The organism is Arthrobacter sp. KKT183 (assembly GCF_055657625.1).
The window spans coordinates 1,994,251-2,007,284 of record NZ_CM145770.1 but is presented as its reverse complement, the minus strand read 5'-3'; the positions used below and the strand labels follow the sequence as shown (position 1 = coordinate 2,007,284).

Genomic DNA, 13,034 nt, shown 5'->3' with positions numbered 1-13,034 from the left:
CTGGTCAGGCGGTGGTCTTCTGGCGGGAAAGCTCGGTGACCGGGTTCGCTGTGCCGCCAACCATGACAACCGGTTCATGCAAGACGGGGAAATTGACTGATCGTCCGATGAAGCAGGCCGCAGCCGCGTCGGTGTGGATTGACTGGGCCGTATGTTTGACCGTGCTGTCCGTGATGGTGACCCGAGGCTTCAGTATGACGCCGGTGAACTCACCACTGCCATCAGCGTTGAGCCGCATGGTTCCCTCGGCCGCATCTTCATAGGCAGTCACGACAATGCCGTTCTTGACCGCCATATGAAGATAGGACAGCATATGGCACTGCGAAAGAGCGGCAAGGAGGAGCTGCTCCGGGTTCCAACGTTCGGGATTGCCGTGGAACGTCGGGTCTGCCGACCCGGGAATGATGGGGACGCCGGCTGATGCCACCTCGTGATCGCGGGTGTAGGACCGGTATGAGGATGTGCCGGCACCGCGGTTCCCCGTCCACACCACGCGTACCTGATAGTGATGCTCAGAGAGGTTCATAGCCACAAAGTACACCCGTTGGCCGATAACCGCAGTGCGCGGACCGGCCAACGGGTGCAACCAGCGGCTTCTTCGCTACTTATCTGCTGCCTGCGCCCTGAGAGCGCGTGCCACGCCGTCCCGGTTTTCCAGAACGAGCCGGCGAAGCGAGGCAAGGTCCGGATCCAGAGTTGCCAGGAACTCGTCAGTGGCCGCGAGTGTGCCCTGCGTAGTCAGTCGCGATGGATAGAGGCCGACAATAATCTGCTGGGCGATCTCATGCGTGCGGTTTGCCCACACATCCTTCGCCGAAGCGAAGTACTTCCCGGCGAAAGGTTCCAGAAGATTCGTGTCATGGACCCGTGTGAAGCCGGCGATCGCCGAACGCTGTGCAGCGTTAGGCATGTCTGAGCGCTCCACGATGGCCGTCCAGGCTTCCTCCTTTGCCTCAGCGGTCGGGATGGCTGCCTTCGCCTGCGCGGCGGCAAGGGCGCCGGTGGCCGTGGCGTCCTGCTCGAGTTCGGCGTCAATATCCCTCTGGGTCTTCCGGCCACCCACCACGAGGCTGGTCAATAGCTCCCACCGCAGGTCAGCATCCACAGTGAGTCCCTCTGGTGCAGCGGAACCGTCAAGGATCCGTTCGATGATGTCGAGCTGTGGTCCGGTTTGAGCGTGAACGGCGAACGCCTTCACGAACTGTAGCTGCGAGTCCGACCCGGCGTCAGCACCCTCCGCCAACTGCCACAGGCTGTCCGCGGCAGCTATCTCCATTGGCTGCCGGTCAGCCGGACTCACGTAGAGGGCGAGAGTGGTTGCGAGTTGCCGCAGGAGCACCAGAACCACTGAGGAGTCAGACTCTGAGGCGATGTTCTGCAGGATCAGCTCGACGTAATTGCGTGCAGGTGTCTCTCCGTCGCGGGCTGCATCCCAGGCCGACGCCCACACCAGCGTGCGGGGCAGGGACTCGCTGAAGTCCTTCAGATGACGGGTAGCGGTTCGCAGCGACCGGTCGTCAAGCCGGATTTTCGCGTAGGCGAGATCGTCGTCGTTGAGCAGCACAAGATCCGGCTGCTGCAACCCGATGAGTTCATCGACAGCCGTGCGTTCTCCCGCAATATCGAGTTCAACCCGGTGCGAGCGCTCAAGCTGCCCGTTGCCTTTCAAATCATAGAAACCGATCGCCAAGCGGTGCGAACGGATCGTCGGAAAGTCCGCCACCGCGGACTGTTGGACCGCGAAGGAGGTGATAGCGCCGTCGTCGTTGGAAGTGATCTCCGGACGGAGGGTGTTGACACCGGCCGTTTCCAGCCACTGGGCTGACCACTCCTTCAGGTCACGGCCGCTTGCTTTCTCAAGCTCGACGAGCAGGTCGGAGAGCTCGGTATTGGACCAGGCGTGCTTGCCGAAGTATTCCCGCACTCCCTGCATGAACTTGTCCTGACCGACCCACGCCACCAGCTGTTTGAGCACGGAAGCGCCCTTGGCATAGGTGATGCCGTCGAAGTTGACCTGCACGTCCTCCAGGTCATTGATCGGAGCCACGATGGGATGGGTGGAGGGCAGCTGGTCCTGACGGTACGCCCAGGCCTTCTCGAGGGATGCGAACGTGGTCCACGACTGTGTGAACTTCGTTGCCTCCGCGGACGCCAGGGTGGACATGAACTCTGCAAAGGACTCGTTGAGCCACAGGTCATTCCACCAGCGCATGGTCACCAGATCACCGAACCACATGTGGGCGAGTTCATGGAGGATAGTGATAGCGCGGCGTTCAATGGTGGCTTCGGTCACCCGGGAACGGAACACATAGCTTTCAAGGAAGGTCACCGCGCCGGCGTTTTCCATCGCTCCCGCGTTGAACTCGGGAACGAACAGCTGATCGTACTTCTCGAACGGATAAGGGGCGCCGAACTGCTTTTCGAAGAACTCGAAGCCCTGGCGGGTCAGCTCGAAGACGTTCTCGGCGTCGAGGTGTTGCATGAGCGACTTGCGTGCAAAGACGCCGAGGGGGATGGTCCGTCCGTCCGAGCTCGTGAGTTCACTGCGCACGGACTGGTACGGCCCGGCGATGAGGGCCGTGACGTAGGAAGAGAGCACCGGTGTTGGCTCGAAGGCCCAGGTGGAGCGTGCCCCGCCTTCAGCAGCCGAGCCGGCTTCAGCGGGCTGGGGCGTGGGGGAGTTGGAAATGACATCCCAGTGCGACGGCGCAGTCACGGTGAATCGGAATGTCGCCTTCAGATCCGGCTGCTCGAAGACGGCAAAAACACGACGGGAATCCGGAACCTCGAATTGCGTATAGAGGTACACCTCATTGTCGACTGGATCGACGAAGCGATGCAGGCCCTCACCGGTGTTCATGTAGAGCATGTCGGCATCGATCACGAGCTCGTTGGACACAGCAAGGTTATCCAGACGGATGCGCACGCCGTCAGAGACATCCGCCACATCAAGGTCTACACCGTTGAGCGTCACCCGGTGGACCGATGCGGTGACGGCGTCAATGAACGTCGATGTACCCTGCTCGGCGTCGAAGGACACTACGGTGGTTGACCCGAAGATCGAGTCACCACGGGTCAGGTCAAGATTGATGGCGTAGCTGTGGACGCTGACTATGGCCGCGCGCTGGCGTGCTTCGTCCCGCGTCAGGTTCATACCTGGCAAGGTGATGCCTCCGAGAGTGGGGGAGTGGTACCGCGCGGTAACGCGGTGTGATCCACCTTACGCAGAACGGTGCACCTTCACCATTTCGCCGTTGCCCTTGCGCGGGCGATAGCGCTGTCCGGTTGAAGGCCGAGCTCAACCTGTTCACAAGGTCCCTTCCTTACCGTTGCATCAGCACGCAGTCGTGCAACGTCCCGCCACCGGTGGCGGTTTGGCGATGCGGCTGTCCGGATTGCATAGGAGTGTGAATATGTCCTCGAGATGGAGCACTGCGAGGGTCACCGCGATAGCGTCGGCGCTCGCGATTGGTGGCACAGCGATGGTTGCAACGCCAACGCTCGGCGCCCCCGGCGATGCGGATGCGTCGGCCGTGAAACTGCAACTGTCGCTGGAGTTGGGCCGCTCAATCCTGCTGGACGTAGACGCAGGTGCAGCAATTGAGGCGACGGGCGAAGTTGCCATACCGGACCTCTCAGCGCATCTCGGTGCGCTGACAGGAGCCAGCGTGGCAGGTACCGCTGCGCTCACGACGACGTCAGGCGCGGAAGGAACAACCAGCTCGGTTCTCGTCGAGGATCTGTCGGTTTCAATGTTCGGCTTGGCAGCGGTAGAGGCAAAACAAGTGGCCTCCTCCGCGGACTGCCTACCCGGAACTTCCCCCGCAGCCGAGACGGATTCCCAGGATGTGACCATTCTGGGAACACCGGTTGACATGGACGAGGTGCCAGTGGAAGGGCAGAGGATCGCAGCAGCGGCGACCGTGCCGGGGATGACAGCCGCTGAACTTGTCGCCAGAGTTCTACCGGCCACAGCCACCCAGAACGCCTCTTCAGCCACAGCTTCGGGCTTGACTGTCAACCTCTCGCTCACCGGGTCAGCTCCCGAGGTGGGCAAGATCGCTACAATCTGGCTTGGCCGCATCTCAATTGGAGACGTGAACTGCGAGCATCTGGAGGCACCGGAAGCGCCGACGGCGGAAGAACTGCTGCCGGCAAATGGCGTCAGTACCGGGGGAGACGCGGTGACGCTCCGAGGGTCCGGTTTCACAGCGGACACAACAGTTGCCATTGGTGGGACCGAAGCACGCGGAGTCGTCGTCGTGTCCGACAGGGAACTCACTTTTACTACTCCGGCAGGCACCGCTGGCCCGGCAGTGGTGACTGCAACGACTCCCTCCGGAACAACCAACGGGCTCGAATTCACCTATGCCGAACCTGCTCCCGAGGCCCCGGAGGTTGAGGAAGTCGATCCGGACGATACGGCATCGACCGGAGGCGAGGAGGTCTGGGTGTTCGGATCGGGATTCGTCAGGGGACAGACAAGCGTCACCGTCGGGGACACTGTAATTTCTCCGGACGACGTAGAGGTAATGAACACAGGAACGCTCATTGTGAATGCGCCGGCCCATCCGGCAGGGATTGCACCGCTGAGCGTCACCACTCCGGTTGGCACGAGCGGCACCGTGGATCTGACCTACATTGCAGCGGCTGCGCCTCCAGTCATCACGTCCATCACTCCGGACACAGGTCCGCTGGAAGGTACCACCGTGGTCACGTTACGAGGCGCGGGCTTCCTATCCGACGCAACCATGGTGACTATGGGACCTGCATCATTCCTTGATGATGACGTCACCGTCGTGTCCGACACGGAGCTGTCCTTCACTGTCGAAGCGAATACAGCGGGACCGGTTGCGATCTTCATTACGACGCCGGCCGGCGTCTCCAATGAGGTGACCTACACCTACACCGCGGCGGCGCCCACACCGGATCCGACACCGACACCGACGCCCACACCGGATCCGACACCGACACCGGATCCGACACCAACCCCGACGCCGGTGCCGGTGCCGGACGGATTGGATGGCCATGATTTCTCCGGTGACGGGAACGTGGATGTGTTGGCGAGAAGTGCCGACGGCAAGCTGTGGTTGTACGCCCGCAATGCTGCCGGTGGCTGGGATGCACGGGTTCAGGTCGGTACTGGCTGGAACGGTATGACCAGCATCCTGGCTCCGGGTGATTTCGACGGTGACGGAAATCCGGACGTCCTCGCTCGGGACGGCCTGGGCAAGCTGTGGCTGTATCCAGGCAATGGTGACAGCGGTTGGAAATCGAAGGTTCAGGTCGGCAGTGGTTGGAGCGGTATGACCAGCATCCTGGCCCCGGGTGACTTCGACGGCGATACCAACGTTGACGTCCTTGCCCGTGATCGGGACGGTCGGCTGTGGCTGTACCCCGGAAACGGTGCAGGCAGGTGGTTGGCAAAGGTTCAGGTCGGCAACGGTTGGCACACCATGACCAGCATTGTCGGTCCGGGCGACTTCGACGGCGACACCAACGTTGACGTCCTTGCCCGTGATCGGGACGGCAGGCTGTGGCTGTACCCCGGCAACGGGAACGGCGGATGGCTCAAGAAAGCTCAGGTCGGCACTGGTTGGCACACCATGACCAGCATCGTCGGTCCGGGCGACTTCGACGGCGACACGAACGTTGACGTCCTTGCCCGTGATCGGGACGGCAGGCTGTGGCTGTACCCCGGCAATGGTTCCGGCGGGTGGCTCAAGAAGGTCCAGGTCGGCTCCGGCTGGAATGGTATGACCAGCATCCTCTAACCACTACGCCTCCAACATGGGAAGGTCACCCGCGCCGCTTGCAGCACGGGTGACTTTCCCATGATCTTTCCTCGGGGACGGGCAGGGCGCCGGCCGTCGCAACGTCGACCAGCCCAAGGTAATCGCAGGCTCCACTCGGCACAGTTGCCCCAGGGCAAGTTTTACCTCTGCCTCACCCGGGAGCGGTCTCGTTCGTCGGGGGACTCGGAAACCATCAGGGAGACGATGATGAAATCGAACGGAACGCATACCGCGGCAGGGGCAACCCCGCGCGCAAACAGGATGTGGAGGGGGACAGGTATTGCTGCTTCAGCCGTTGTGCTCCTGTCCACTTTCGGTCCACCACCAGCTGGGGCAGTACCTCAGCTGTCGGCCGCAATACTTCCGGCAGCTATAGCAACGGGCACGCAGGGAAGCGTCGGTCCAGTGAACCCCGAAACTGGCTACCCATACTGGTACGGCGACAACAACGGTGTTCGGCTGGAGCTGTGCATTGACGTAGCCACGGTTTGCCCAGTGGTCGGAGAAGCCTACAATCCGACGCTGCCGCTGGCGATGCCGAGCAACTTCCCGGAGGAGTCGTTCTGGTACTCAGCAGAAGCGTCTCTGCCATTGCCAAACAACGAAGAGGCTCGTCTCATCATGGCCACGGAAGCGGCGTTCGGAGGCGCCGGCGACGTTGCGCAGGGCCAGCAGAACGCGTTCGCCCGGATGCGTATCCGCTTTGATGGAGCCCAACCGTTGGAAACCTATACGGCGACGACGCCGTATGGCGTCTTCCGCGTCACTGCAGACGACCGGGGACGGGTGCGCTTCACGGAGGATCTTGGGTGCCTTCAGCAGCCATGTGATTGGACCGAGCCGCTCGACGGGAAGATCGGCCCGTTCCTCACGTGGGACTCTGATCTTCCAGAAGGATCGGCATCGATCGGCGATCCGAACGTTGAGCACACCGTAACCGGAAGTCCCTCCAATACGAACTTCTTCCGCCTTGAAGGGCCAGGCTTCCCCGACTCTGGGGTCGAAACAAACCTCTTCGCGGTCCAGGGCAAAATCGCCACCTTGCGGGTGAACGTGGATAAGCCCGGTGGAATCTACAAGAACGCCACGACCGTAAATATCCAGACCTCCTTCCCCGACGAGGCGAAGGTCGTCTATACGACCGACGGCACTGAACCCGTAGTGGCCGCGGACGGAAGCGTCAGCAACGGACTAACCTGGACGCCTTCAGCCACGGATACTGACGTTGCACCGGTCACTCTGGCCATCCCGGGTGCGAACACACTGAAGTACATGGCCGTCAGCCTGACCGAGCCGACCCAGCGGACCGGCGTTCAGGTCGAGACCTATAACCTCGACGCCTCCAGTCCGTGGATCGCTGCGTCACCGGATGCGACACGGCTGTCCCATCCGGGTCCACAACAGGTGACACTCACCGGAACTACCGCGGAGGGTGCGGGACCGGCGCGGATTTATTACACGTTGGACGGATCCGATCCCACCGTCGATGACAGCGGGAACCCGACCGCCGCCACGGTGGAGTTCACTGACACTCCCATCACAGTGGGCAGCACCACGCTGATCCGGGCGATGTCGGTTGATGCAACAGATAGGGCCGGCGAAATCCGGGACTTCCGGTACGTCATACATAACCTGAAAACCGTAGGTCCCGTTGCAGTTTCCGGAGACGGTCAGCACGGCTATCCCTCATTCCTTGAGGACAATGGGTGGGCAGCTAGTGACGGCGTGGCCGCACAGGACCCAGTGAAGCTGGAATTGTGCCTCAACGATCCGCTGTGTCCCATCATCGAAGAACTGCCGGCGCCGCTCGACCCACTGCAGTTCCCGCGGAACTTCCCCGGTGAGTCCTTCTGGTGGGCCGCTGAGGCGTTCCTGCCGGTCGACGGTGAAGAGGTGCGCCTGACGCTCGCCCTGGAAGCAGCATTCACCGGCGAGGGTGCCGCGGTGGGAGACGAAGTCGCCTTCGGGCGCATCCGTATTCGGGGCGATGAAGTTTTCGAATTCGGCGCTACCTACGAAATCACTCATCCATACGGGAAGTTCCTGGTGGTCGCTGATGACACCGGAAGCCTGCGCTACACGGAGGATCTCGGAAGCATGAACGGCAACGGGGACTTCTCGCCGTTGCTCGAAGCGAAGATTGGACCGTTCCTGCGGTGGACTGAAGGGGCACCCGCGGGCTATCTCGGAGATGGCAGTACACCTCACGCCGTCACTGGCAGCCCCTACGACACCAACTTCTTCGAGATTCATAAGGTCTTGACGACCGATAACGTGCCGGTTCGGGAGCAGATCGGAACAAGGACCACGGACTTCGTTGTCCAGGGCAAGACTGTCGGTGCCACGCCTCCGGAAGCTCCGACGGTAGCGGCCAGCGTTGCAGGAGCAGTGTTCAATGCGCCGCAAACCGTGACGCTTACATCCACCCCGGGTGACTTGCCGATCTTCTTCACCACTGACGGCACGCCTCCCGAGCCCGATGGCAACCTATACACCGGACCCATCACCATCAATGCGGACACGGTTCTGCAGTTCATCGCAGTGAATCAGGGAGTCGCATCGCCAATCGTTTCGGAGACGTACACGATCGATACGGTGGCTCCGGAGCTGACAACCACAACGCCGGGCGGTACGTTCACCGCAGTGACGACGGCGACACTCGCGGCGAGCGAAGGCGCAGCTATCCGTTTCACCACGGATGGGACTGAACCTACGGTGGCCAGCACGCTGTACACCGCGCCGATCGCAATAGCTCAGACCACAACGCTCCGTGCAATTGCAGTTGACGCTGCCGGCAACATCAGTCCACTCGGGCAATGGGTGTTCACCATCAACGCTCCCACTCCGCCGGTCGTTGATCCTCCGGCTCCGCCTGCAGCCGGCATCGACGGCCACGACTTCTCCGGTGACGGGAACGTGGACGTGCTCGCAAGGAGCACTGACGGCAAGCTGTGGCTGTACGCCCGCAATGCTGCCGGTGGCTGGGACACGCGGGTTCAGGTCGGTACTGGCTGGAACGGTATGACCAGCATCCTGGCTCCGGGTGACTTCGACGGCGACACCAACCCCGACGTCCTGGCACGGGATGCTAAGGGTCTGCTGTGGCTGTATCCAGGCAATGGTGACAGCGGTTGGAAGACGAAGGTCCTGGTCGGTTCCGGTTGGAATGGCATGACCAGCATCCTGGCCCCGGGTGACTTCGACGGCGACACGAACGTTGACGTCCTTGCCCGTGATCGGGACGGTCGGCTGTGGCTGTACCCCGGAAACGGTGCAGGCAGGTGGTTGGCAAAGGTTCAGGTCGGCAACGGTTGGCACACCATGACCAGCATTGTCGGTCCGGGTGACTTCGACGGCGACACCAACGTTGACGTCCTCGCTCGTGATCGGGACGGCAGGCTGTGGCTGTACCCCGGCAACGGGAACGGCGGATGGCTCAAGAAAGCTCAGGTCGGCACTGGTTGGCACACCATGACCAGCATCGTCGGTCCGGGCGACTTCGACGGCGACACGAACGTTGACGTCCTTGCCCGTGATCGGGACGGCAGGCTGTGGCTGTACCCCGGCAATGGTTCCGGCGGGTGGCTCAAGAAGGTCCAGGTCGGCTCCGGCTGGAATGGTATGACCAGCATCCTCTAACCGCCGACGGGGCAGTCCCGCCCCTGGACAAGAAAGGCCTCCCGCGCCCTGTACGGCGCGGGAGGCCTTTCCCTTGTCTGATCGCTCTGCCCGATCCTTGTTGCGGAGCAGCCGCAAGCTATGGCCTCCCCGCGGCTGTCGAGCTGCCCACCGGCAGCGGACACCTGCACCGCCGTCGTCGGCCTGCTCTGCACGCAGACTCAGGGAACGAATACCGGAGACGTTCGCCGTGGCCTCCAAGGAACACGCAGCCGCAGCATTGGCCGGGCGATAGCGGAAGGCGCCCAATCGCCGTCGTGCGCTGTGCCTGATGAAGCCGGGTCCCTCCGGGAGCGTTCCATTGTGCACGCACACCTACCGCAGTCCGTATCCACCCACAGAAAAGTCCAGGCGGCCTTCCCTTTGCCGGGAATGCCGCCTGGACTGAGATGCCGAGGCGGAGGGCTTACTCGCCGTCCCAGAAAGCGGGTGCGGCCTTCATCGGATCGTTGAGGTCCACATCGCCCGGCTTCAGGCCCACGCTGAACTGGGTCATCATGTCGTGGTCCTCGTGCGGCAGATTGTGGCAGTGGATCATGTACTTACCGCGGTGCGGCCCGAACTTCATGAGCAGGCGAACGGTTTCCCCTTCGCCCACATACACAACGTCCTTCGGGCCCATTTCATAGGAGAAAGGTGCACGACCGTTGCGGCTGAGGATCTGAAAGTCGATGAGGTGGATGTGGATCGGATGGAACCACCCGCCGGAACTGTTCTCGAACTCCCAGATCTCGGTGTCTCCTAGGCCTGGATCAGCGCATACCCGGCGATACCCGCTGGCAATGATGTCTGCCCACGAATCTTCCCCGATGACCCAGACGCTGTCATCTCTCTTCACACGGAACTTGCGCACCCGGGTGTCGCGGGCCGGACGCAGGTCCATCACTTCACTGGAAGCCAATGTCTGCGGGATGGTCTTCCACGTGTGATCGGAGGTGTCCACGGGCTGGTCCGTGACATCGAAGGCCATGATCCGGTCGGTGAAGTCGTAGTCGACGTTGTTCTTGTTCGAAAGGTTCCGCAGTTCAATCCGCTGCCCGGGCTGGTACCCAGAGAAATCAATCAGCACTTCGTACCGCTCGGCGCCGGCGTGGCGCCATGAGTCGACTGACTGCGTCCTAGGCATGAGTCCCCCGTCGGTGGCCACCACATGCACCGGCTCACCGGTGCTGAGCGTCGGCCGGAGGGAGCGCGAGATAGACGCGTTGAGGATACGGAAGCGGTACACGCGCCGCTGGACCTTCATCACCGGCCAGGGCTTTCCGTTCACAAGGATCACATCTCCCCACAACCCGGAGAAGGAATTGTCGTCATAGGCGAGGTTGCCGTCCGCGGCGAACATGACGTCCGAGAGCGTGAGAGAAACATCGAACTCGCCCTGAGGCAGCAGGGCCCGCTCGGCCGGATCATGCAGCCGGAACTGTGCTGACAATCCGGAATACGCGTTCTTCGCGGTGGTGTGCACGTTGTGGTCGTGGTACCAGAGGCTGCGTGCAGCCTGGAAGTTGGGGTACTCGTAGTTCTTCGCGAACCCAGGAGGAGTCACATCACTGGCATAACCGTCAAACTGCGGCAACGACGCAGAACCATGCAAATGCGTCGAAGTCGATATCCGATAACCGAATACCGGATGTGTCGGCGGAAGCTGGTTCCGAACCTTGAGCACAGCCCGCGTCCCCTGAACCAGATCAATCGTGGGGCCAGGGAAGATCCCGTTGTAACCAAGAATCTGAGTGGACAGGCGCGGAAGGATTCTGGCGGTACCGGCCTTCTGCGTGACGCTGTAGTAATGCACTTTCGCGCCGTCAGGAGCACGCCCCACCGCGTAGGGTTCCAGCACCGGAGCCTGGGTAAGCGCAACGCGATACGGTACGGGCATATCCCCATCTGCCAGGCTGCTCGCTGACTTGGCGCTGACGGAGCTGAACGGAACGGCCAGCGCCCCGGCTCCAATTACCCCAAGTCCCCCCATTGTGAGGACCTGTCGCCGAGATACAGACATCGCTCTTCCTTCCCTTGGATGTATGAAAAGGATGTACTTCGCTACTTGGAGAAAACTAGGACTCCAGGGTTCAGGAGCGATAGCCGGGCTTGCTGCGGCACCGCCGCTCGGCAGGCACTAATCTGGGAGGGAAACCTGCAACCTTCCTGGAACGGACCCCTACATGCGCGTTCATATTGCAACCGACCACGCCGGCATGGAGCTCAGTGCGCACCTCGTTACTCATCTGAGCGCGAAGGGGCACGAGCTGATCGACCACGGTCCCTCCGTCTACGATGCAGAAGACGATTACCCTTCCTTCTGCATAAGAGCGGCGCTGGCAGTGGTTGACGATCAGCTTTCGGGCGTCGAGGCGCTCGGCATCGTGCTCGGCGGTTCAGGCAACGGGGAGCAGATTGCTGCGAACAAGGTCCGTGGGGTACGCGCAGCATTGGCCTGGAACCTGGACACTGCCAGGCTTGCGCGCGAACACAATGACGCGAACGTGGTGGCGCTGGGCGGGCGCCAGCACTCTCTCGAAGAGGCCACCGCCATTGTCGAAGCCTTTCTGGAGGAGCCGTTCAGCGGTGCTGAGCGGCACGTACGGCGCATCAGCAAGATCGCTGCCTACGAGACCACCGGCGAGATTCTTCCGTAGTGCCGGAGGGACATTCCATCCACCGGCTCGCACGCCAGTTCACCTCGGTCTTCGCCGGTGAGGCGCTGAGGGCGAGCAGTCCGCAGGGCCGTTTCGCCGAAGGCGCGGAACGTATCGACGGAGCTGTCCTGACCCGCGCCCGCGCACACGGCAAGCAGTTGTTCCTCGAGTTCGACAATGACCTGGTAATGCGTGTTCACCTCGGTCTGTACGGTGCGTGGAGCTTCGGTGGTGACAGTCGGTTCCGGGGAGCGTCCAGCATCGGCGCACCCCGGCGCGTGGGGGAGAGGGAAACCGCCGACGACGACGCCCCCGCCGTTTATGCCGGCCCACCACCGCCCGTGGGAGCAGTCCGCGTGAGGCTCGTTTCCGCACACGGTTGGGCGGACTTGCGAGGGCCGACAGCCTGCGAAGTCATTACCGGCGCGGAGCGGGATGCAATCATTGCCAGGCTTGGGCCGGATCCGTTGGACCCGGACACTCCTCCGGCGGAATTCATTGCACGGGTACAGCGGACCCGCACCGCCGTGGGCCTGTCGCTCATGAATCAAGCCGTGATCGCCGGAGTCGGCAACGTCTACCGCGCCGAGGTGCTCTTCCGGCGTCGTGTGCATCCATGGCTCCCGGGCCCGGCGCTCGGGGATGCTGGCGCGTTGGCACTGTGGGAAGACCTGGTTCTACTGATGAACGAGGGCGTGCGTGCAGGACGCATTATTACGACGACGCCGAACCATCGGTCTTCCGGCGCAGGGAACGGCTCCGCTGTGCCCGCTGAGGAGGCCCACTACGTCTACAAAAGGACCGGGCAGGAATGCCGAATCTGCGGCACGTCGGTGGCGATGGCAGAGATGGGTGCTCGCAAGCTGTACTGGTGTCCATACTGTCAGGCTGCCTGATCCAGATGCGGAAGGGGCCGGAGAGC

Annotated in this window: 7 protein-coding genes; 4 read left to right on the top strand and 3 right to left on the bottom strand. The window is 62.2% G+C overall.

The genetic code is table 11. The annotated features are described in order from the left end of the window. Positions 1-4: 4 nt before the first annotated feature. Complete coding sequence (locus ACZ2GY_RS09540) at positions 5-526, bottom strand: OsmC family protein (protein WP_277357273.1); 522 nt, start codon at positions 524-526, stop codon at positions 5-7. 75 nt (positions 527-601) lie between these two features. Then, positions 602-3,154: an aminopeptidase N gene (gene pepN, locus ACZ2GY_RS09535; protein WP_471671759.1), complete on the bottom strand. Its 2,553-nt coding sequence runs from the start codon at positions 3,152-3,154 to the stop codon at positions 602-604. A 259-nt stretch (positions 3,155-3,413) separates the two neighbouring features. Between pepN and ACZ2GY_RS09530 the strand changes: the two genes are divergently transcribed. Continuing rightward, positions 3,414-5,774, top strand: coding sequence for an IPT/TIG domain-containing protein (locus ACZ2GY_RS09530; RefSeq protein WP_471671758.1), 2,361 nt, complete (start codon positions 3,414-3,416; stop codon positions 5,772-5,774). 426 nt (positions 5,775-6,200) lie between these two features. After that, complete coding sequence (locus tag ACZ2GY_RS09525) at positions 6,201-9,434, top strand: chitobiase/beta-hexosaminidase C-terminal domain-containing protein (protein ID WP_471671757.1); 3,234 nt, start codon at positions 6,201-6,203, stop codon at positions 9,432-9,434. A gap of 445 nt (positions 9,435-9,879) precedes the next feature. Here ACZ2GY_RS09525 and ACZ2GY_RS09520 read toward each other — a convergent pair whose 3' ends face one another. After that, positions 9,880-11,475 carry a multicopper oxidase family protein gene (locus tag ACZ2GY_RS09520; RefSeq protein WP_471671756.1) on the bottom strand — a complete coding sequence of 532 codons (1,596 nt, stop codon included), beginning with the start codon at positions 11,473-11,475 and terminating at the stop codon, positions 9,880-9,882. Positions 11,476-11,638: 163 nt separating this feature from the next. Here ACZ2GY_RS09520 and ACZ2GY_RS09515 point away from each other — a divergent pair, with 163 nt between their 5' ends. Together ACZ2GY_RS09515 and ACZ2GY_RS09510 are read left to right on the top strand one after the other, a co-directional pair. After that, positions 11,639-12,112, top strand: a complete 474-nt coding sequence (locus ACZ2GY_RS09515) for a ribose-5-phosphate isomerase (protein WP_277357278.1) — start codon at positions 11,639-11,641, stop codon at positions 12,110-12,112. Beyond that, the gene (locus ACZ2GY_RS09510; RefSeq protein ID WP_471671755.1) at positions 12,112-13,008 is read left to right on the top strand and encodes an Fpg/Nei family DNA glycosylase; all 897 of its coding nucleotides are present in this window, start codon (positions 12,112-12,114) and stop codon (positions 13,006-13,008) included. The genes ACZ2GY_RS09515 and ACZ2GY_RS09510 overlap by 1 nt, the downstream gene beginning before the upstream one ends. Positions 13,009-13,034: the final 26 nt, after the last annotated feature.

Coding starts and splice junctions, on each gene's coding strand:
- ACZ2GY_RS09520 (WP_471671756.1), bottom strand. CDS start 11,475: ATGTCTGTATCTCGGCGACAGGTCCTCACAATGGGGGGACTTGGGGTA.
- pepN (WP_471671759.1), bottom strand. CDS start 3,154: ATGAACCTGACGCGGGACGAAGCACGCCAGCGCGCGGCCATAGTCAGC.
- ACZ2GY_RS09530 (WP_471671758.1), top strand. CDS start 3,414: ATGTCCTCGAGATGGAGCACTGCGAGGGTCACCGCGATAGCGTCGGCG.
- ACZ2GY_RS09540 (WP_277357273.1), bottom strand. CDS start 526: ATGAACCTCTCTGAGCATCACTATCAGGTACGCGTGGTGTGGACGGGG.
- ACZ2GY_RS09515 (WP_277357278.1), top strand. CDS start 11,639: ATGCGCGTTCATATTGCAACCGACCACGCCGGCATGGAGCTCAGTGCG.